This window comes from Agrobacterium sp. CNPSo 3708, assembly GCF_028674915.1.
Classification (GTDB): Bacteria; Pseudomonadota; Alphaproteobacteria; order Rhizobiales; family Rhizobiaceae; genus Agrobacterium; species Agrobacterium cavarae.
In genome coordinates this window covers 474877-496302 of sequence record NZ_JAQZSF010000002.1, presented here as the reverse complement: position 1 = coordinate 496302, position 21426 = coordinate 474877, and the positions used below count along the sequence as shown (strand labels likewise).

Below are 21426 nucleotides of genomic sequence, written 5' to 3'. Positions count from 1 at the left end.
TCAGGACCTCTTCAGTTTCGGGTCGAGCGCATCACGCAGACCGTCGCCCATGAGGTTGATGGCAAGAACGGTGATGAGGATGGCAAGACCTGGGAAAGTGACGACCCACCATGCGCGCAGAATGAATTCACGCGCTTCGGCAAGCATGGTGCCCCATTCGGGTGCAGGCGGTTGCGCGCCCATGCCGAGGAAGCCGAGAGCGGCTGCATCGAGAATGGCGTTCGAGAAGGAGAGCGTTGCCTGGACGATCAGTGGGGCTGTGCAGTTCGGCAGGATCGTGCGGAACATCAGACGCAGAGGACCTGCACCGGCAAGTCGCGAGGCGGTCACATAGTCCTTGCTCTTTTCTGCCATCACCGCAGCACGGGTCAGGCGCACGAAGTGCGGCTGAAGAACGAGGGCAATCGCGATCATGCCGTTCGTTAGTCCCGGTCCCAGAATGGCGACGAGAACGAGCGCCAGAAGCAGCGACGGGAAGGCCAGGATGATGTCCATCAGACGCATGATGGCGGTGTCGAGCCAGCCGCGATAATAGCCGGCCAGAACGCCGATGACGACGCCGGTGGTCAGGGACAGCGTGGTGACGAAGACACCGATGAACAGCGAATACTGCGCGCCGTAGATGAGGCGGGACAGAATATCGCGGCCGACCGGGTCGGTGCCGAGCAGATAGGTCAGGCGTCCCCCTTCAACCCAGGCGGGCGGCAGAAGGACAGCGTCACGATACTGTTCGAATGGCGAGTGCGGCGCGATGAAGTGCGCGAAGACGGCAATGATCACGAGCGCGAGGAAAACATAAAGGCCGATGACGGCACCCTTGTTTTCCGAGAAATAGAACCAGAATTCCTTGAGCATCTGCTTGCGCATGGCGGCAGAGGAAACCGGTGCAGCGGTTTTGGTAATGGCGGTATCGGCCATGAAGCGGTCCTCCCTTTAGTGCCGGATGCGCGGGTTGATCAGGCCATAGAGGAGGTCAACGATGAGGTTGACGACCATGATGATGCCTGCAATCAACAGCAGACCACCCTGAATGACCGGGTAATCGCGGCGGAAGACGGAATCGACCATCCACTTGCCGATGCCCGGCCAGGAGAAGATCGTTTCGGTGAGGATGGCACCTGCCAGCATGACGCCGACCTGGAGACCGATGGTGGTGATGACCGGAATCATGGCGTTGCGCAGCGCATGGATGCCGATCACCCGGAAGGGAGACAGGCCCTTGGCGCGTGCGGTGCGCACGTAGTCTTCCGACAGCACTTCCAGCATGGCCGAGCGCGTCTGACGCGCAATGACGGCGAGCGGAATGGTGGCAAGCACGATCGACGGCAGCGCCAGATGGCTAAGCGCGGAGGCAAATGCCCCCTTCTGCCCGGAGAGCAGCGAGTCGATCAGCATGAAGCCGGTGACCGGCGGGAAGTAGAACATCAGCGAGATGCGCCCCGAAACCGGCGTCCATTGCAGAATACCGGAAAACAGGATGATCAGCAGCAGGCCCCACCAGAAGATCGGCATGGAATAGCCGACGAGCGCGATGCCCATCAGGCCCTGATCGAAGACCGAGCCGCGCTTGATGGCTGCAATCACACCTGCCGGAATGCCAATGCAGATGGCCAGGATGATGGCGCAGAAGGAGAGTTCGACCGTTGCCGGGAAGAGTGCGAAGAACTGATCGATGATCGGCGACTTTGACACGATGGACGTGCCGAAATCGCCAGTCAGGATACCCTTCAGATAGTCGAAATACTGGATCACCAGCGGACGGTCGAGACCGAGCGCTGCGCTGATCTGCGCATGACGCTCTGGCGACATGACGCGTTCGCCGGACAGCAGTGCGACCGGATCGCCCGGCAGAAGCCGGATGAACAGGAACGCGATAATAGAAACCCCGATGAATGTCGGGATGAGCACGGCAATACGCCGCACGAGAAAGCCAATCATGAGAAACCTTCGATCTGTTCCTTGAGGAACCTATGCTCTGGCACGAGGCAGTTTCGCCTGCTTATTGGTATGTTATGAGTGCCGCATAAAGGAACTGCCGCGCACCTTCGAAAAGATGCGCGGCATGTCTTGTTTGGGTGCAGCGATTACTCGGTGATGTCGACGTTTTCGAACGTGAAGTCACCCAGCGGGCTCTGAACGAAGCCCGTTACTTCCTTGCGCATCGGAACGATGGACAGGGAGTGGTCGAGCGTGGCCCAAGGTGCTTCCTTCTTGAAGACAACCTGAGCTTCTTCGTAGAGCTTGGTGCGCTCGGCCTGATCGGTCGTAACCTTGGCCTTCTTCACCAGATCGTTGAACTCCTTGTTGCACCACTGCGCACGGTTGTTACCGCCAACAGCTTCGCAGCCGAGCAGCGTGTCAAGGAAGTTGTCCGGATCGCCATTGTCACCGGTCCAGCCGAGCATGACGGCACCGTCACGGTCCTTTGCCTTGGAGCGGTCGAGATATTCGGCCCACTCGTAGGAGACGATTTCAACCTTGACGCCGATCTTGGCGAAATCATCCTGGATGATTTCAGCCGCGCGACGTGCGTTCAGCATGTAAGGACGCGAAACAGGCATTGCCCAGACCTTCATGGAAAGGTCCTTCACGCCGGCATCTGCAAGCATCTTCTTGGCAGCGTCGAGATCGTAGGTATCGTCTTCGATCTTGTCGTTATAGGACCACATGGTCGGCGGCAGCGGGTTCTTGGCAGGTGTTGCCATGCCCTGGAAGACAGCGTCGACAATGGCCTTCTTGTTGATGGCCTTGTTCAGCGCCTTGCGCACTTCGACCTTGTCGAAGGGAGCCTGGGTGGTGTTGTAGGCGAGGTAGGCGACGTTGAGGCCTTCCTGCTCCATGACCTTGAGGTTCGAGTCCGACTTCATGGACTGAACGTCAGCAGCGTTCGGGTAAGGCATCAGGTGGCATTCGCCAGCCTTGAGCTTCTGGTAGCGAACGGCAGCATCGGTAGTGATTGCGAAAACCAGATCGTCGATCTTCGGTGCGCCGCCCCAATAATCCTTGTTGGCCTTGTAGCGGATGACGGCATCCTGCTGGTAGCCGACGAATGTGAACGGACCAGTGCCGACCGGCTTCTGGTTCAGTTCGGCCTGCTTGCCTTCGGCAGCGAGCTTATCGGTGTATTCCTTTGAAACGATCGAAGCGAAAGGCATTGCGAGGTTTGCGAGGAAAGGAGCTTCCGGGCGGTTCAGCGTGAACTTGACCGTCATGTCGTCGACTTTTTCGACCGACTTGATCAGTTCAGGGAAGCCCATGCCGGCTGCATATTCCCAGGACGTGCCCGGAACATACTGGTGCCATGGATTGTCGGTCTTGATCTGGCGCTCGATGGAGAAAACAACGTCATCGGCATTCAGGTCGCGGGTCGGCGTGAAGAAGTCTGTGGTCTGGAACTTGACGCCAGGACGCAGCTTGAAGGTGTACTCCTTGCCGTCCTTGGAAACTTCCCAGCTCTCCGCGAGACCTGGAATCGGCTTCGTGGTGCCCTTTTCGAATTCCAGCAGGCGGCTGTAAACGGTGTGTGCAGCGGCGTCGAAGGTGGTGCCGGCAGTGTAGAGGCCCGGATCGAAGCCTTCAGGAGAACCTTCGGAGCAATAGACGAAGGTTTTCGCGCTTGCCACATTCGCGAAGCACGTCGCCGAAAGCAGAGCGGCGGCGATGATGCCAAATTTGTATCTCATATGTGAGCTCCCAATTTTTTGTAACCGGCTCGCTTGTCCCGCGAATGCCGACTGATCGTCGTTATAAGAAAGTCTTTACATACTCAAGCGAACACTGAAACGATTCATATGATTTTTGATCAAATATTCAACTTACCGCGATCTGATACTATTTTAGGCGAAATCATTAGAATGTTATGATCGTCGAATTGCTCAAATGCGATATATCCTTCTATCGCCGTGAGGAGCGGGCATACGAAAGCGCCCCGCGAGATGCAGGGCGCATGGGGTGGATTACGATGGTTCAGTCGTTGATTGCGCCGACGAACCTCAAGCCGCAGAGATCTTATCGCCGACGAAGCGCCAGTTCACGAGGTTTTCCAGCACGGCCTTGATATGGGCGGGCTTACGGTTCTCGTAATCGACGTAATAGGCGTGTTCCCAGATATCGATGCCGAGATAGGCCGGGCGACCGACGGCGACAGGATTGTTGCCATCTTCATATCCGACCAGCGCAAGCTTGTTCGCGTCATCTCTGGTGAGCCAAACCCAGCCGGTGCCGAAGACCTCATCGGAAGCCGCGACGGCCTTTTCGATGAACTTGTCATAACCGCCGAATGCGGCGTTGATTTCATCGGCCGTTTTTCCCTCTGGCCTGTTTGGGCCGCCTGGTACGAACTGGTCCCAGTAGAAAACGTGGTTCCACGCCTGCGCGGCGTTGTTGAAAATCTTCTTGTCTGCCGCCTTGCCGTAGGACGCCGTTACGATCTCTTCCAGCTTCATGTCCGCATAGGGCGTGCCCTTCGAAAGCGTGTTGAGCTTGTCGAAATAGGCCTTGTGGTGCTTGCCGTAATGAAGGCCCACCGTCTTTGCCGAGATATGCGGCGCCAGCGCGTCCTCCTTGAAGGGAAGTGCGGGCTGCTCGAAAGGAGCTGCGGCACGGCCGATGGACGGCGTTGAAAGAACACTTGCGGCAGCCGAGGCGGCGCCGGCTGCGAGGACTGCGCGTCTGGTCAATATCATGGCGGTTCGAAGCTCCTGGTGATTAAAGGTTGAGAACGGATAACCACAGCAACTGCAAAAGGTTTCCCGCACTGGCTTCGTTTAAGACGTTCTCCCGAAGTTGTTATCGCGATCGAGACTCGCTGCGAAGGATCTCCAGCGGTCGGCGTCGCCCCTGCGCAATTTTTAGCGGCGCAGGCGACATTCAGGGTTGCACGAAATTCTGGAGCGGTTAGCTTGTCCGCGGTTGCGCGGCGGAGGCTTGGTCCGTTCAACTGTATCGATACAGGAGGAAGTCAGAGATGAAGACGATCAAGGGTCCCGGTTTGTTTCTGGGTCAGTTCGCGGGAGATGCCGCACCCTTCAACAGCTGGGACGCGATCACCAAATGGGCCGCTGAAAAAGGGTATGTCGGCGTTCAGGTGCCGACATGGGCGAGCCAGTTGATCGACCTCAAGAAGGCGGCGGAATCCAAGGATTATTGCGACGAATTTGCTGGCATTGCGCGCCAGAATGGTGTCGAAGTGACCGAGCTTTCGACCCATCTTCAGGGTCAGCTCGTCGCGGTTCACCCCGCCTATGACGAAGCCTTCGACGGTTTTGCAGCACCGGAAGTGCGCGGCAATCCCAAGGCACGGCAGGAATGGGCGGTCGATCAGGTCAAGCTCGCCTTGAAAGCATCGCGCAATCTCGGCATCGATGCACACGCGACATTTTCAGGTGCTCTCGCCTGGCCCTTCATCTACCCGTGGCCGCAACGTCCTGCAGGCCTGGTGGAAACGGCATTCGACGAACTTGCTAAACGCTGGACTCCGATCCTGAACTTTGCCGATGAGCAGGGCGTCGATGTCTGCTACGAAATTCATCCAGGCGAAGACCTGCATGATGGCGTAACCTTCGAAATGTTCCTGGAGCGTGTGAAGAACCACAGCCGCGCCAACATGCTCTACGATCCCTCGCACTACGTGCTGCAGTGCCTGGATTATCTCGACAATATCGACATTTACAAAGACCGCATCAAGATGTTCCACGTCAAGGATGCCGAGTTCAACCCGACGGGACGCCAGGGCGTCTATGGCGGCTATCAGGGTTGGGTCAACCGCGCGGGCCGCTTCCGCTCGCTTGGCGACGGCCAGGTCGATTTTGGCGCCGTCTTCTCCAAGATGGCGGCCAATGATTTCGATGGCTGGGCCGTCGTCGAATGGGAATGCGCCTTGAAGCATCCTGAAGACGGCGCGCGCGAAGGCGCTGAATTCGTCAAGGCACACATCATCCGCGTGACGGAAAAGGCCTTCGACGATTTCGCCTCCAGTGGCACGGATGATGCGGCCAACCGGCGCATGCTCGGCCTGTAATAGAACGATTGCGAGGACTGAAAACTATGGCAATTGAAGGAAAGACGACCGACAAGGCGTCCAAGCGTATTCGCCTCGGTATGGTCGGCGGTGGCAGCGGCGCGTTCATCGGCGGCGTTCACCGCATGGCGGCGCGTCTCGACAACCGGTTCGAATTGGTGGCAGGCGCATTGTCGTCCACACCGGAGAAGTCGAAGGCGTCCGGCCTGGAGCTGGGGCTCGACGAAGACCGCTGCTACGGCTCCTATGAGGAAATGGCGGAAAAGGAATCGACACGCGAAGATGGCATCGACGCCGTCGCGATCGTCACGCCGAACCATGTTCACTATCCGGCGGCAAAGGCCTTCCTGGAGCGCGGTATCCACGTCATTTGCGACAAGCCGCTGACCTCCAACCTCGAAGATGCCAAGAAGCTGAAAGAGGTTGCCGACAAGGCGGATGCGCTGTTCGTGCTCACCCATAATTATACCGGCTACCCCATGGTCCGCCATGCACGGGAGCTGGTGGAAAGTGGCGTGCTCGGCGATATTCGTCTGGTTCAGATGGAATATCCGCAGGATTGGCTGGCCGAGCCGATCGAACAGACCGGCGCCAAGCAGGCGGTCTGGAGAACGGACCCCGCGCAGTCGGGTGCAGGCGGCTCGACCGGTGACATCGGCACCCATGCCTACAATCTCGGCTGCTTCATTTCGGGTTTGGAGTTGGATGAGCTTGCGGCCGACGTGCACACCTTTGTCGAAGGGCGGCGCTTGGATGACAACGCCCACGTCATGCTGCGCTTCAAGGCGAAGGAAGGAAAGCAGGCGGCCAAGGGTCTTTTGTGGTGCAGCCAGGTCGCCGTGGGCCATGAGAACGGCTTGAAGGTGCGCGTCTATGGCACCAAGGCTGGGCTGGAATGGACGCAGGCGGACCCCAACTATCTGTGGTTCACCAAGCTTGGAGAGCCAAAGCAACTGATCACCCGCGGTGGCGCTGGTGCCGGTGATGCGGCGTCCCGTGTCACACGCATTCCGTCGGGTCACCCGGAAGGTTACCTAGAAGCCTTCGCGACGATCTACTCGGAAGCGGCCAATGCCATCGATGCGCGCCGCAACGGTTCTGATCTCGACAAGGCCGTCATCTATCCAACCGTGGATGATGGCGTGAAAGGCGTCGCCTTTGTCGAGGCGTGTATTCGCTCGTCCAAGGACAACGGCAGCTGGGTCAAGCTCTAAGACAAACAAACCGCCGTGCGATTGTCTCGCACGGCGGTTTGGTGAATTCCTATAACAGCTTTCAGGCTGCGCCCGCTGGATCCCCGATCGGCAGAAGTGCGGGATTGAGTGTCGGATCGTTCGGGTTTTTCGTATCGCCCGGATCCTTCACGGGTGGCACGGGCGGCTTTTCCTGGACGCGGTCCGGGATGCCCGGTGTTGATGTTGGACCACGCGGGCTGTCGATCGTGGACTCGTCCAATGGATCACGGTTTGGCATGGTGAGCCTCCTCTGTTTGTTGTTCGATAGGTAAACAGAAGGCCGCCCTGTTGGTTCCCATCTTGCTCCCGACGCCTGGCTCTCTGCACCCGGCACTCAAGCATCAGATCGCGAATAGCGATCGCAATTCGTCGTTAACCTCCTGTTATCCATGCCGTTAAAGTTTTAGCTAAATTCTAACCAAGTTTCTTTTTCCGCCATACCTTCGCGCTTATGTTGACCATAACAGCAATCAGACAGGCACTGTCTTTGGTGGCTTTCGGAATGACGTCTCCCGCGGGGAGACTTAAGGACTTGGTATGGAGTTGATGATGTCCAATAAATTCAGATCTTACGCTGTTGCCGTTGCGGCAATGGTGGCTGCCAGCCCGGTTGTTGCTGCAGACCTCACCTCGTCCTACGAGGCGCCACCGGCCTATAACGAGCCTGCGAGCTCGTCTTGGACAGGTGCTTACGCCGGTGGCCATATTGGCGCTGCCATGCCAAGCGCAAACCCTTTCCGTGACGGCAAGGGCTTGGCGCTGGGCGTTCAGGGCGGCTACAATTATGACCTCGGCGGCGCTGTCGTCGGTGGCGAACTCGAAGCAACCCATCTTGGTGATACCCGCGTCTCCGTTCCGAACGGAAACCTGCGCGAGCGCTGGCGCGTCGCGGCAAAGGCCAAGGCCGGCGTGAAGATGGACGAAACTCTCATCTACGGCACGGCTGGCCTGACGGTCACGAGCCTTCGCGACGGCGATAATGTCGTCGGCCCTGATGGCATGAAAGAGGGCTATCTGCTTGGCGCTGGTATCGAGCACAAGTTCAATCAGCAGATTTCGGGCAAGGTCGAGTACAACTATGTTGCGACCAACGACGTTCGCACATTCTCTGGCGGCACCACATCGCGGACTGATATCAGCGACAACGTCGTCAAGGGCGGGTTGAACTATCACTTCTGACATGTTTGGCAGGATTTGAGACTGCCAACGCGGTTCTTGGAAGGCGGGCAAAACGAGCCCGCCTTACTTGGAGCGGCACTCTGTACGTACACCAGAAGCGGTGGCGAAGGTGTTGTCCGAAGCGTGATATGACGGGTAGCGGGTGGCGCACCAGCGAATGTGCTGAACTTCTTCAGCCGAAAGCATGAGGTCGCCACTGCCCTTCGTTGCTCCGCCATTGCTGAAGGCCGAGACCGAAGCGTTCGTGGCTTCTTCCGAAGAAGCTTCGTTTACATAGGCGGGGTTAATGACGCTCAGGGCGAACGATGGGCCGCTTGCAGCGCACATGAAGGCCGCTGCTAAAAAAATTACGGATTTTGCTTTTCCTGATCTTGACATTTTGGAAGTTCCTTTTCCGTATCTCGAAAAAGCAACGTAGCAAGACAGCCTTTGGTTCCGCTTATTAACGAAGTCTTAGATTTATCGTGCCGATGATGGCCGATTGCCTATGCGCGCAACCCTGCTGATTCGCGCTGCGGACGTCCTCTTTCGTCTCGCTATCCCCTGGCCATTCCTGAACGATATCGGCTCAACATCTCCCCTACGCCTGCGCCCTTTTACACCCACACATGCTTTGCGATCTTCTGGGGCAGACAGGATGCAGTACAAGCAGCGATCGCCTGCATCCTCGTCGCCCATGAAAAGACGTTGATCGCGGTTCCCGTCTGGAACGGCAGGCGGCATCTTGGCGTTCTGCGGCGATGAAACAGCGCTGCCGCAACCTCATCTTCATCCTTGGCGATCAATTGTCCCACTCCATCGCAAGCCTGGAGGGTGCCGATCCGGATCAGGACATGATCCTGATGTGCGAGGTGCAGGAAGAGACCACCTATGTGCGCCATCACTGCAAGAAGATCATCCTGATCCTTTCGGCCATGCGCCACTTCGCCGAAGATTTGCGCGGCAAGGGATTCGACGTTCGCTACACCGAGCTGGATGATAAGGCGAACACGGGGAGCTTCACCGAAGAGCTGAAGCGCGCCGTCGAAGAGATCAGGCCAGAAAAGGTCATCGTCACTGAGCCGGGCGAATTTCGGGTTTTGCAGGCGATGTCTGGCTGGGAAAAGTCTCTGAGCATTCCCGTAGACATACGCGCCGACAGCCGTTTCCTTTGTTCGAAGGAAGAGTTCGGTGCGTGGGTTGAGGGGCGGCGCGAGTTGAGGATGGAGTTCTTCTACCGTGACATGCGGCGAAAGACTGGACTTCTCATGGAAGATGACAAGCCCATAGGCGGGCGCTGGAACTTCGATGCCGAAAACCGCAAGCCGGCAAAGCCCGATCTCTTTCGCGCCTCTCATCCGCAGTTTACGCCCGACAAGACGACGCGCGACGTGATGAAATTGATCGATGAACGCTTTGCCGAGCATATGGGGGAGTCGAAGGGCTTTGTATTTGCGGTCACGCAGAAGGATGCGGAGCAGGCAGCAGATGCATTCATCGAGCAATTCCTGCCGAGCTTCGGTGAAACGCAGGACGCCATGCTCTCCAGCGACCCGTTCCTCAATCATTCGCTCATGTCCTTTTACATCAATCTGGGTCTCCTTGATCCGCTCGATATCTGCCGAAGGGCGGAGCGCGCCTATCTCGAAGGCGATGCGCCGATCAACGCTGTTGAGGGCTTCATTCGCCAGATCATTGGCTGGCGGGAATATATGCGTGGCATCTATTGGCACTTCATGCCGGACTATGCGGATCGCAACTTCTTTGACGCGTCGCGACCGCTTCCATCCTTCTTTTGGGACGGCAAGACCGACATGAACTGCCTTTCGACGGTCATTGGTGAAACCATTGACCACGCCTATGCCCATCACATTCAACGGCTGATGATCACTGGCAATTTCGCGCTTCTCGCGGGCCTCGATCCCCATGCGGTGCATGAATGGTATCTCGAAGTCTACGCCGATGCCTTCGAATGGGTGGAGATGCCGAATGTCATCGGCATGAGCCAGTTCGCCGATGGCGGATTGCTGGGATCCAAACCCTATGCGGCAAGTGGTGCTTATATTTCGCGCATGTCGGACTATTGCGAAAACTGCCGCTACGATGTGCGCAAGAAGACCGAGGAGGGAGCCTGTCCGTTCAATTCGCTATATTGGGATTTCCTTGACCGGAACAAAAAGAAGCTCGACGGCAACCGCCGTCTGGCCCAGCCTTATGCGACCTGGGGACGGATGAAGGACGAACAGCGCAAGGATTATAAAAATGCAGCGCGCCAGTTTCTGAAAAAGCTCGATGATGCGGAACCTGTTTAGGAGTTCTCGTGATGATGACATCACTCGCAGACGGATATCGCGCGCTCGTGATCGGCTCCAGCGGTGGGATCGGCTCGGCAATTGCGAGACTGCTCCAGGCGGACGAGAGATGCGCAGAGGTCGTCGGTCTTTCGCGCTCCGGCGATGGCCTGAATATTACCGACGAGGCGAGCGTTCACGACGTCCTCGGAAGACTTGACGGAGAGTTTCAGCTCATCTTCTGCGCTACCGGAGCGCTGACGATCGACGGCGTTGGCCCCGAAAAGGCACTGAAGCAGCTTTCTGCCGACGCGATGATGAAGCAGTTTGCGCTGAATGCGATCGGCCCTGCGCTGGTGTTGAAACACGTCGCGGCGAAACTGCCGAGGCGAGACCGCGGGCTGATGGCGTTTCTGTCGGCAAGGGTTGGTTCGATCGGCGACAATCATCTGGGCGGATGGGTATCCTATCGCGCCTCGAAGGCGGCGTTGAACCAGATTATCCGAACCGCTTCCGTCGAACTGGGCCGCACTCACCCGCAGTCGGTCTTGGCAGCACTGCATCCTGGCACCGTGGCAACCTCGCTCAGTGATGACTACGCCGGTGGCCGCGATCGGTTTCGACCGGAGGAGAGCGCGACCAAGATGCTTTCCGTTCTGGATAGACTTCAGCCGGCGCAAAGCGGAAGCTTCCATGCCTATGACGGTTCGAGCATCGAATGGTAGGCCGTGCGAAGGTTCAGGCCATGCGCGGACGGCATCGCTGTCATGACTTGCCTCGCCGCTCCTGCAACCCTATCTCTGTTTCATCAATCCGATCAAACAATGCGTAATGCTAAAGCATCTGCAACGGCAGGTGCGGAGCAAAGACGCGCGCGGAGGTAAATCGATGCAATCAGCACCCAAAAGCTTACCAGAGATGAATGTCGGCGAGCGGCACGCCATGATGAATACTGTGAGCGAAGCGCTTTTCGATGCGGCCGAACATGCTTCAGAGGAGGGCGATGTGCGGCTGGCGGAAAATTTCCGCGCCATGGCTGCGATGATCGAAGGTGAAAGCGGGGAAAGGTCATCGGATAACCTCAGGCCGCTTGAGCTTATTCTGACGCAAGCACTGACACTCCTGCAGCTCTACATGGACAAGGCCGCCGGAAACCGGGTGCTTCACTGAGCGGATTTCACCGCGCCCGCAAATCCCATAGTTGCCAGACTCTCAACAACCGCATAGACCTCTGCTGTGGCGTTAAGCATATAAGAAATTCTGCATACAGCTTCGTGCCGAAACCTGTATTCTTCCCTCAGTAGACTGACATGTAACGGATGCGGCTGTGAAACTATCGGTCATTCTGAAGACGCTGAACGAGGAAAATCGGATCGGCGCGGCCATCGAAAGCGTGATCGCTGCTTTGAAGGCCGTGCCTGATATCGAAAGCGAAATCATCGTTGCCGATAGCGGTTCGAAGGATCGAACAGTAGAGATTGCTTCTCGATATCCTGTCATCATCGCCCAGATTCAAGCGCCCGCCAAAGCCAGCTGCGGCGTCGGTCCCCAGCTCGGATTTCAATACAGCAAGGGGGAATTCGTCGCCTTGATGGACGGCGACATGCTGCTTGATCCGACCTTTTTGCCCGAAGCCTTCGATTATCTAGACAAGCATCCCCGCGTCGCCGGCGTCAGCGGCGATATCAACGAGGTCAATCTCGATAATCTGGAATTTACCCGCCGGGTGCAGCGAATTGCCTCGCAGGTCAAGCATGGCGTTCGCGATCGTCTGAACGGTGGCGGCCTTTATCGTCGCGCCGCAATCGAAGAAGCCGGATATTTCTCCGACCGCAATCTCCATGCGTTTGAGGAATTCGATCTGGCCCAACGTCTTCGGCTGCGCGGCTGGACGCTTTACCGGCTGGACCGGCGCTATGTCGATCACTTCGGCCATAACATCAATTCCTATGTGCTGCTGACACGGCGCTGGTCGTCGAAATATCTGCTTGGCACAGGGGAGCTTTTACGCGCAGGCTGGCAGCAGGGGCGGTTGAGGCAAGTCGTTCAAGAGAACCCGGAGATCAAGCTTTGGCTGGGCGTCTATGCCTGGTGGGCAATTCTGCTTTTCTGTCTGATCGGCAGCCTCTTTCATCCGATCGGGCTGCTTGCCTTTGTCGCCTTTCTGGTGCTGCCGGTTGTGGCGATGTCGATCAAGAAAAAAAGTCTGGAGCTTGGCCTTTACGCCATCGTGGCCTGGTGCTTTCATGCGGCAGCACTTCCGTTCGGTATCCTATCGCGACGGAAAGATCCCGGCAGTTGGATTGAAAGTAAGTTGTTGAAGCCCTGATGAAAGAAGCCCTTCTTTGGATACTGGCCGTTTCGTTCGCATTGATCCGGCCAGTCTATGCCGAAGAGTGGCTCCCCGTCAGGGAAAAGTCGCTTGAAGTTCAGACGGGAAGCCCGCTCGATTTTTCCGACATTCTTCCTGAGACGAAGATCGAAGAGGATACGCGGGTCATCGTCACACCCGCTGGCAAGCTCGCGATAGCCAATGACGCCGCCAAGCCGCAGCGCTTCCTGTGCGCGTCTCTTGCGCTAAGCCCGGCGTCTGGCGGGTTTCCGGATCACGATGCTGCCGACCGCTATGCCCTGCAGCTCAAAAGGCACGGCTACAATATCGCCCGTTTCCATTATGTCGACGCCGCGTTGATGGCGGACCGCGCCGAGGATTTCGATTTCGACCCGCAGGTGCTGGATCGCGTCCATTATTTCATGGCTGCGCTGAAGCGAAACGGCATCTACTGGATCATGGATGGACTGAGTTCCACCCGCGGAGCCTATGGCGGCTATGAGGACCGATGGGATCTCAAGGGCGACCTCAAAGTCGATGCGCAGATTACGGATGCAGGCTTTGATCACTGGCTGAAATTTCAGCAGGCCTTCCTCGGCAAGGTCAATCCCTATACCGGCATTGCGCCCATTCGCGATCCGGCACTCGTCGCCATTGTTCCCTTCAACGAAAACGGCCTGGAATTCGATTCCATGGTGCAAGAGGGTGCGCGCGGCAGCGTTTTTCAAAAGCAGCTTCAACCGCTCTTCAATGACTGGCTTTGGAAGAACTACGGCAGTGACGACGCCTTGAAGCAGAAATGGGGTTGGTGGACGAAGGACGGCAGTCTTGAGGACCGCTCCGTTGCTCTGCCGACCAACCGCAACGAGCGCAGCGAGCGGATGCGCGACCTGCAATCCTTCTTCATCGATGTCGAGCAGAACGCCACCCGGCGCATGACCAAGGCGCTTCGCGATCTTGGCTTTCGCGGTATCGTCTTGCCTTACAACAACTGGCCGACGATCCAGACCGGCATTAGCCGCAGCATCCAGGATGCGGTGGCGATGAACACCTATCATGACTGGGTCGGCTCCTATGAGCCGGGCACCAGCATCGAGGGGAAGAGTTCGCTGGAAGACGGGCTGCGCTACTTGAGAACCGTGGGTGCTGCACGCTGGCTTGGGCGACCCTTCGTCATCACGGAATATGATCATCTCTTCTGGAACCCCTATCGCTACGAGGCAGGTCTTGCGGCACCCGCTTTTGCTGCCCTACAGGGTTGGGACGTCTTGTGCCGCCACGCGCACGGCCCGATCGTTTTGGCCTATGGCGAGGACTTCCGGTTCAAGAAGCAGATTCTGCCCTACGCGATCGCACTCGACCCGGTAGCACGCGCGGGTGAAACGCTGGCTGCGCTCGTCTTTCGCCGTGGCGATGCCAAGAGCACGTCGCTCGATATCCCTTTCCTCGTCGATGGGCAAAAGGGTCTGCCGCAAGGCGTCAACGACATGGAGCCTGAGCTTCTCACACGCCTCGGTCTTGTCGGGGCCATCGGCCTCCAATCTGTGACCGATGCCAAGCCTGGTGTGGTTTCGGTCGCGCCGCAGCGTGAAGGGGAGACCCCGATGGCAATCGTGGCAAAGCTGAAAGATGCTGGTCGCGTCGATCCGTCTGCCCCGTCCGATCTCGATAATGGTAAAGTGGTGAGCCAGACCGGCGAACTGCAACTGGATGCCGGAGCCAAGGCCCTGGCCCTGAGAACGCCGATGACGCAGGCGATCGCTTTTGACAAGGTCGGGGACGGCGTCGAGCTTGGTGCTTTCAGCGTGAAGCAGGCGGATGGACGAGGATTGCTATCGCTGTCGTCGCTAGACGGACTGCCGTTGACAGACAGCAAGCGGCAGCTCTTGATCCTGGCCTCGGATGCCCGCAATTCCGGAATGCGCTTTCGCGACGCGGATCAGCACGTTATCGAAGATTTCGGCCATCTGCCGGTTCTCATCAGGCGCATGGAGGTGGGTCTCCGCTTCGATACCCCCGGCACCTTCAAGATTTCTCCTGTCGGGCTGGACGGCCGTGTCCGTGCGCCTGTCGCAACCGTCAAGAGCGGTAACATTGTGCGTCTGTCGAACGACACGCACGGCGGTCCGACAACCTACTTCCTGGTGGAACGAACCGAATAAAGGCGCGACGATCTTTGAGATTTGCTCCGTACGCATCAGGCGACTATTGTCGCGCCGGTCATGGCCGCAAAACTGCGCCGTATGCTAAAGCATTGACCTGAAAATCGGAGTCGATTTTCGCAAAGCACAATTCGTAAATTTAAAGCTTTGTTCGTCCCAAAGGACGCTCTAGTAAAAGTCGCGCGTCAGACGTGTCCAACCTTCGCCACCGAGCCCGCCGAAATAGGCCCTGCCATTCTCCATCGCCTCCTTGAACCGCTCAGAGCGGGAGGTTGCGGAGATGCCGGTGAAGTAGCGATACCAGATGCGGCTGTAGCGGGAGAGAGACCTGATCATCTCGGGTCGGGCCTGGGAGCAGGCATAGGTGAAGCCGGACCGTTGGAGTGCGAGCAGGGTGGCATCGACAACGGCATCCTGAGCCTTGTCTTCGTAAAGAAGATCAAGGATATGCGCAGAGCCTCCCATTTCACCCACACATGAGAAGACGCCAACGACATTGCCGTTCTTATCCTTGACCTGCGCCAGCATCAGCTTGCCGCGTCCGTCCTCTCCCTCCGAGGCGTTGACGGCCCAGGTGACGTAGCGCTCGTCATAGACCGGTGCGACCACATACCGTGCCAGATAACGGTTCGCATATTCGGCAAAGACAGCAGGTGTTGCCTCCACCACACTGTATCCGTCCGCCGTCGTCACGTTGTTAGCAAGGCGATTGTCAGGAAGCTGACCGCGGCTGATGAGGCGTGGAAAGCGGTCGAACAATTTGATTCTCAGGAAGTTGATAAGCGCCGGGACTGGTTTGAACATTTTGTACCACCGCAGAGCCTGAACCTGGAGTTCTATCCCGCCGATCGCCTTGAAATGGGCAATGCCGATCGGGGCGCCGCTGTCTGTAAAAAGGATGCTGTCGGATTTCGGTCGGGTGCTTAAAAACACCGCTGCAGCGGCGCGCGGATTGGCATCGGGCGTCGTCGCGAAGCCGCAGGTCAGCCTCGCAATCACAGTCTCCTCACCGATACGATAGGTGAGCGGTATGATGTTCAGGAGCGTTTTCAACGCGCCAGTGTCATCGACTGACACGAGGCTCCCATTTTCGGGTGTGTAATTGGGATGCGTGAAGAGGATTTCAGACAGGTGCGCTCCAAGCGCTTTCGTCTTCGGCTTTGAACGGGATCGGAACACCGCCGTAAAGAGTTCGCTCATCTGGGGAACGTCGGCCAGTTCTGCGGGGCGAAGCTTTGAAGTGTTTTTTGTCGTCATAATTGAACGTCCTTGCTTGCTGCGATGGAGCGGGAGACATACGTCCGAACCACGAGCCATGAAGCGATCACGATGCTAAATTCGATAATATATGCTGAGATGAAAATTCCGTAGGGTGGCCAGAGCCATGCAGCCACGCCGATAACGAGCGCGCCGATGCCGTTTGCGAGATTCAGTACCCAGGCGCGCGCTCCATGTTCGCCCGCCGCTCCCAGCAGATCGACCGCAACCGACCAGATCGCGATAAAGAGGATGAGTGGCGCCAGTATCCTGACGAATGTCGGCAGGGACACATATTCCGTTCCGAAGATCAGCGGCATGAGGGAGGCTGCGAAGAATATGAAGAGGGCTGCCGCCAATCCAAGGCCGATCGCGATTGCCAGAATACGCATTGTCAGCTTGAAGGCGTGGTGGATGCCGTTCACGCTGGCCACGGCAAGGTGAGGGTAAATGAGCCGGTTCAGTGCATCGACCGCCATGTAACTGCTATCGGTGATGCGCCTGGCGACGCCGTAACTGCCGACCATTTCGGGGTTCGCCACCAAGCCAAGGATCAGGAGATCGACGTTCTGACGAAAGGCGCGAAAGATGAATGGGGTGGCGAAGAGAACTCCGAGGCGGATTTCGGGGCGGTCCAGCCTGTAGTCCGGCCGCGCGATGCGAAAGGCGAGAAACCCATAAAGCGCAAGCGTCAGTATGAATGAAACCATTTGCCATGTTGCCCAGCTTTCGACCGTATTGACGTCGAAGGCGGTGCAGGCAAGAGCCGCAGTCAATGTTCGGATCAGCGCAAATCCCATGATCGAGGCATTGGCGGCAGCGTTTCGGCGGTGCGCCAGAAAGATGGTTTCGCCCAGCATGATCAGGCGGACCAGGACGATGTTGGTCAAAAGCAGCTGAAAGGTTATCCAGAGGTTCTCAGCTGGCGCTTCTGCAAAGCGCATGAAGTGCGGCAGCACGATCATCCCGAGGAAAATCAGCACCGCTCCGCTGATGCCGCTTAAGATAATGCTGTGGCCGAAGATGCGCGGAAAGCAAGATGGGTCTTGCGGAACGCGGCGAACGAGGGATTCCGACGCGCCCATCCCGCAAAGATGGACGGCAATGTTGGTGACGGCGATCAAGGAAACGTAGCGACCGAATTCGTCAGCACCGAAAGTTCGCGCGAGTATCGCAAATGTGATGAGCTGCGCGGCATTGGCAATCAGAAGACTTGCCGAGGATGCGCTATATGACAAGAGCATTCCAAGCAATCTGGATGTATTTCCTGGTGCGTTTCTTGCCATGTTTCATTCCATGCCGAGAAAGAGGAGGGGCGTAAACCATTTCTCAGCGGTCTGTGTGGTTTATGGGAGCTATAAGCTGAAAATGTTTCGTTTCGATTGACACAAAGGTCCGGTCGCGCATGTACGAGTATCCAAAGCAGAAGCGCGTCGAGCGCCCAACGCCGGAGCCTTTGCCGCGTCCAACCCTTGATGCAAAACCGGTCACACCTTCGGGCTCCATCATCACGCCCGGCAATATCTTTCTTTGGTTGCGCCGCGGGCTCTTCGTCATTTTGCTGTTTGCTATTGTCGGCGCTGCTACCGGCGTCGCCTTCGGCGTTCTCGTCAAGCCGCGCTACACGGCCTCGATGGATATCCTACTGCCGCCGCCGTCCGGTCAAGTGCTTCCAAATGAATTGACGGTCCCCGCCCTTCAAAGCGAAGCCCAAATCCTGGATATGTCGAGCAAAATTCTGCTGCTGAATTCCGGCAACGTTTTGCGGCGGACGGTCGAGCGCGAGCAGTTGCAGCAGCTTCCGGAGTTTAACCCTTCGCTCGAACCTGGCTTCAATCTGATGGAAGCGCTGGGTCTCTCCAGCCCTAAGCCGCCGGGCGATCAAACCTTGACCTCGATGCGAATTCTCGACAAGCGCATCAAGGTTAGCCGCCAAGGCGGGACCTATCTGGTCAACATCACCCTCTGGACACGCGATCCCGAGCGGTCGGTCAAGATACTGGCGACACTTGCCGAGTCCTTCAGGCAAGAGCTTGAGGCAGGGCGCAGCGATCTTGCAAAGAATGCGAGCGCAGCGCTAGCAACCCGCCTAGAAGAGTTGAGGGGTGCTGCGACAGAAGCAGCCAATGCGGTTGTGGAATTCCGGCAGAAAAACAATCTCCAGGATCTCGGAAGTGCGGGCTCCGTCAATGTTCAAAGCCTTTCGCAGCTGAACACGCGGTTGAACGATGCCAACTCCAGACTTCAGGACGTCAGAGAGCGCTACAAAAAACTTAGCCAAACGTCAGCAAATGGTGTTGCCGGGACCAGTTCGCTGTCGTCACCGCTGCTCGATACGCTGCGCTCGCAATATTCGGTTCTCAAACAGCAATATGACGAGCTGGCACTGACCTACGGAGAACGCTATCCGAAGCTTGCCGCCTCTAGGGCGCAGTTGGCGACGCTTAGAACCGAAATCGCCCGCGAGACGGACCGCGTCTTGCAAAGTGTCAAGATCGAGATGGACCAGGCGCAAAGTGCGGTCGATAGTCTTCGCAGTCAGATCAACACCGCGCAGGGCCGTGTGTCGAATGACGATGCGGCGCAAGTCGAGTTGCAGGATTTGCAGAGGAATGCCGAGGCCAAGGCAGCGCTCTACGACACGTTCCTGAAGCGCGCCGGTGAAACGGGAGAGCAGGAACAGCTCAACGTTTCCAATCTCCGGATCGTCACCGAGCCGGTGCCGCCTGAACGGCGCAACTTCCCCCCTCCGACATCACTGCTTGCGATCGGCGGCTTGATTGCAGGGCTATTGCTTGGTGTATTTTTTGTCATCGCAGGTCGGACACTGATTGAACTCAGGCGCAACGACTGGCGGTTCGAGCGGCTCGTGTGATGCAGGCAACCACAATCTCGCCAGCGCGGCCAAACGGACAGCACATGAAGGTTAGAGTTGCGACCTTCATGGCGGTCTTCCTGTTCTACTTCATAACCACGAATCCATTTATCGACCTTGTGAAACTGCAATCCGCCGGAACGGAAATCGTATCAGGGTCAAATTTTCTCAATCAGATGACGTTCTTGCTCATCACGTCTCTGACCATCTATGCGGCCGTGAACCATCCCACGCGCTCGCAGATCGCCCAGCCGAGAGTTTTGATCATCGCGCTTCTAGGGTGGTTTTTCATCTCGTCTGCGCTTTCGAACTATCCCATCGACGCAATCAAGCGCACGATCCTTGCAACTCTGACCTTCTTCAATGCAGGCATGTTCCTGCTTCTTCCCCGCTCAGAGGAGCAATTCGCCCGACTGATGCTCTATGGCACAGCCATCACGCTCAGCGTGGCTTACTTCGGGGTTATTTTTCTGCCGCGGCTTTCCATCCATCAGGCGGCTGAAATCGTGGAGCCGATGAATGCGGGTTACTGGAGAGGCCATTACGCACACAAGAACCTGACGGCTGCGGTGATGCTGCAGATCACATTTTTCGGGCTCTACTTCCGCAGTGCAGGATGGAAGAAAAGCGGCATCGCCATTGCGGTTCTGGCCGTCTTCTTCCTCATGCACACGGGCGGTAAATCCTCGACCGCGATGTTGCCGATGATCCTTATTCTACAATGGATGTTCGAGAGATTTCGCTGGACGCGGTGGTTTATCGCGGTGGGCGGTATCGTCGCCTTCAACACTTTGATCCTTGGCGCCACCCTATCGTCGGATTTCCGAAGCCTGGTCGTCTCGGTCGGCATTGATCCGACCTTCACCAACCGCTCGGACATCTGGAAGATCGCCTTCGATGCGATCGCCCAATCGCCAATCCTCGGCTATGGCTTCCAAGGCTTCTGGCAAACGCCTGACCTGATGCAAAGCCCGGCCGGTCTTGAGACTTGGGCGGTCCGGGCTTTTAACGGACATAACGCTTATGTGGATACGCTGCTGACCACAGGCATTCCTGGGTTGCTACTGGCGCTGACGCTGGTCATTCTGGTGCCAATGCGAGCGATCGCACGGCTGGACCGGGCACCACCAAATGACCCGGCGCTAACGCGCCTGTTCCAGCGCACATGGCTTTGCGTGCTCTACTCTGCCTGTCTCGAGGCTATTTTCTTCCAGAATGGCAGCCCGGTGTTTTTCATCTTCCTCATCTCCATTTTCGGCTTGGTCCTGCAGTCCAGGATGAGCCTCGTCAAAGAACCGACTGTGATCAGGGAGGAAAGCCATGGCGCTCTTGTCCAAAGTCAGCGGTAAGCTTGTGTATCTGCGAGAACGTGTTGCCGAACGGGCTGTGCGCGCTATGCCAGCATCGACGCTGAACGTCGCCTGTCGTCGCCCCGTTGTGTCCTTCACTTTCGACGATGTGCCCTGCACGGCGTTAAGCGCCGGTGCGAAGATTCTCGAGGAGAATGGGGTCCGTGGCACGTTCTACATCGCCGGAGGGCTCCTCAATCGGGTGGAGCAGGACCGTAACATCATCTCGGAGGAGGGCTGCCGCGAGCTTGCCGCAGCGGGTCATGAGCTCGGCTGCCATACGTTCGGGCATGAGATCGTCCACACGCTGTCGGGTCGCGCCTTGCGTGACAATCTCAACCGTAACGGCGCATTGCTCGATAGCTTTGAACCGCCGTTCACCAAACGAAACTTTGCCTATCCCTATAACCAGGGGTCGCTACGGCATCGGCAACTCTTTGCCGACCGTTACCAGACGGCGCGCGGAGGTGGGGATCGCATCAACCGGGGAAAGGTCAACCGCGGCTTTCTCTGGGGAATGGAGATCCGCCAACCGGAACAGGACGCCCTCGCTTTGGTTCGGCAGATCGACAACGTGGTAAGGGAGCCAGGCTGGCTGGTGTTCTTCACCCACGATGTCAGCGACACGCCGACACCCTATGGATGCACGCCTTCGACATTCTCCACATTGGTGCGCTATGCTATTTCGAGCGGTTGCCTCGTTCTGCCGGTTCGGGATGCTCTTCAACATGTGGAGAGTTGAGATGAC

19 protein-coding genes are annotated in these 21426 nt (G+C 57.4%); 11 read left to right on the top strand and 8 right to left on the bottom strand.

Features of this window, described 5'->3' with window-relative positions; all coding sequences use genetic code 11:
- From PVA19_RS05235 to PVA19_RS05220, 4 genes are all read right to left on the bottom strand, one after another.
- Window positions 1-918, bottom strand: a complete 918-nt coding sequence (locus tag PVA19_RS05235; RefSeq protein ID WP_062424092.1) for an ABC transporter permease subunit — start codon at window positions 916-918, stop codon at window positions 1-3.
- Between the two features lie 15 nt (window positions 919-933).
- Window positions 934-1938 (bottom strand): ABC transporter permease subunit, encoded by a 1005-nt coding sequence (locus PVA19_RS05230; RefSeq protein ID WP_062424093.1) that lies wholly within the window; start codon window positions 1936-1938, stop codon window positions 934-936.
- A gap of 146 nt (window positions 1939-2084) precedes the next feature.
- Window positions 2085-3683, bottom strand: a complete 1599-nt coding sequence (locus tag PVA19_RS05225; protein WP_062424094.1) for an ABC transporter substrate-binding protein — start codon at window positions 3681-3683, stop codon at window positions 2085-2087.
- 309 nt (window positions 3684-3992) lie between these two features.
- Window positions 3993-4685 (bottom strand): superoxide dismutase, encoded by a 693-nt coding sequence (locus tag PVA19_RS05220; RefSeq protein ID WP_274101452.1) that lies wholly within the window; start codon window positions 4683-4685, stop codon window positions 3993-3995.
- Between the two features lie 281 nt (window positions 4686-4966).
- Here PVA19_RS05220 and PVA19_RS05215 point away from each other — a divergent pair, with 281 nt between their 5' ends.
- Both PVA19_RS05215 and PVA19_RS05210 read left to right on the top strand, forming a co-directional pair.
- On the top strand, window positions 4967-6019 hold the full coding sequence (locus tag PVA19_RS05215) for a sugar phosphate isomerase/epimerase family protein (protein WP_153310600.1): 1053 nt from the start codon (window positions 4967-4969) through the stop codon (window positions 6017-6019).
- Window positions 6020-6045: 26 nt separating this feature from the next.
- Window positions 6046-7233, top strand: a complete 1188-nt coding sequence (locus PVA19_RS05210) for a Gfo/Idh/MocA family protein (protein ID WP_112357864.1) — start codon at window positions 6046-6048, stop codon at window positions 7231-7233.
- A 61-nt stretch (window positions 7234-7294) separates the two neighbouring features.
- On the opposite strand, the gene PVA19_RS05205 is transcribed toward PVA19_RS05210, so the two are convergent.
- Complete coding sequence (locus PVA19_RS05205; RefSeq protein ID WP_062441777.1) at window positions 7295-7492, bottom strand: hypothetical protein; 198 nt, start codon at window positions 7490-7492, stop codon at window positions 7295-7297.
- Window positions 7493-7803: 311 nt separating this feature from the next.
- Here PVA19_RS05205 and PVA19_RS05200 point away from each other — a divergent pair, with 311 nt between their 5' ends.
- On the top strand, window positions 7804-8433 hold the full coding sequence (locus tag PVA19_RS05200; RefSeq protein WP_112358123.1) for an outer membrane protein: 630 nt from the start codon (window positions 7804-7806) through the stop codon (window positions 8431-8433).
- A 63-nt stretch (window positions 8434-8496) separates the two neighbouring features.
- Here PVA19_RS05200 and PVA19_RS05195 read toward each other — a convergent pair whose 3' ends face one another.
- A complete protein-coding gene (locus PVA19_RS05195; RefSeq protein ID WP_112357865.1) occupies window positions 8497-8811 on the bottom strand; it encodes a BA14K family protein in 315 nt (104 codons plus the stop codon).
- Window positions 8812-9173: 362 nt separating this feature from the next.
- Between PVA19_RS05195 and PVA19_RS05190 the strand changes: the two genes are divergently transcribed.
- The 5 genes from PVA19_RS05190 (at window position 9174) to PVA19_RS05170 (ending at window position 15197) form a co-directional block, all read left to right on the top strand.
- Entirely contained in the window at window positions 9174-10724 is a 1551-nt protein-coding gene (locus tag PVA19_RS05190; protein ID WP_274101451.1) for a cryptochrome/photolyase family protein, read from the top strand.
- 11 nt (window positions 10725-10735) lie between these two features.
- Window positions 10736-11428, top strand: coding sequence for an SDR family NAD(P)-dependent oxidoreductase (locus tag PVA19_RS05185; protein ID WP_274101450.1), 693 nt, complete (start codon window positions 10736-10738; stop codon window positions 11426-11428).
- Between the two features lie 163 nt (window positions 11429-11591).
- Window positions 11592-11873, top strand: a complete 282-nt coding sequence (locus PVA19_RS05180) for a hypothetical protein (protein ID WP_130978729.1) — start codon at window positions 11592-11594, stop codon at window positions 11871-11873.
- Window positions 11874-12030: 157 nt separating this feature from the next.
- Window positions 12031-13032 carry a glycosyltransferase family 2 protein gene (locus PVA19_RS05175; RefSeq protein ID WP_274101448.1) on the top strand — a complete coding sequence of 334 codons (1002 nt, stop codon included), beginning with the start codon at window positions 12031-12033 and terminating at the stop codon, window positions 13030-13032.
- Window positions 13032-15197: a glycoside hydrolase gene (locus tag PVA19_RS05170; RefSeq protein ID WP_274101447.1), complete on the top strand. Its 2166-nt coding sequence runs from the start codon at window positions 13032-13034 to the stop codon at window positions 15195-15197. The genes PVA19_RS05175 and PVA19_RS05170 overlap by 1 nt, the downstream gene beginning before the upstream one ends.
- A gap of 168 nt (window positions 15198-15365) precedes the next feature.
- Here PVA19_RS05170 and PVA19_RS05165 read toward each other — a convergent pair whose 3' ends face one another.
- Both PVA19_RS05165 and PVA19_RS05160 read right to left on the bottom strand, forming a co-directional pair.
- The gene (locus tag PVA19_RS05165; protein WP_274101446.1) at window positions 15366-16454 is read right to left on the bottom strand and encodes a hypothetical protein; all 1089 of its coding nucleotides are present in this window, start codon (window positions 16452-16454) and stop codon (window positions 15366-15368) included.
- The gene (locus PVA19_RS05160; RefSeq protein ID WP_443111620.1) at window positions 16451-17698 is read right to left on the bottom strand and encodes a lipopolysaccharide biosynthesis protein; all 1248 of its coding nucleotides are present in this window, start codon (window positions 17696-17698) and stop codon (window positions 16451-16453) included. The genes PVA19_RS05165 and PVA19_RS05160 overlap by 4 nt, the downstream gene beginning before the upstream one ends.
- A 161-nt stretch (window positions 17699-17859) precedes the next feature.
- Between PVA19_RS05160 and PVA19_RS05155 the strand changes: the two genes are divergently transcribed.
- The 3 genes from PVA19_RS05155 to PVA19_RS05145 are packed head-to-tail and all read left to right on the top strand — an operon-like array spanning window position 17860 to window position 21420.
- Entirely contained in the window at window positions 17860-19329 is a 1470-nt protein-coding gene (locus PVA19_RS05155; RefSeq protein ID WP_274101443.1) for a GumC family protein, read from the top strand.
- A gap of 44 nt (window positions 19330-19373) precedes the next feature.
- The gene (locus tag PVA19_RS05150) at window positions 19374-20678 is read left to right on the top strand and encodes an O-antigen ligase family protein (RefSeq protein ID WP_274101442.1); all 1305 of its coding nucleotides are present in this window, start codon (window positions 19374-19376) and stop codon (window positions 20676-20678) included.
- Window positions 20650-21420 (top strand): polysaccharide deacetylase family protein, encoded by a 771-nt coding sequence (locus tag PVA19_RS05145; protein ID WP_274101441.1) that lies wholly within the window; start codon window positions 20650-20652, stop codon window positions 21418-21420. Before PVA19_RS05150 ends, PVA19_RS05145 begins: the two co-directional genes overlap by 29 nt.
- The last annotated feature ends 6 nt before the right edge of the window (window positions 21421-21426 follow it).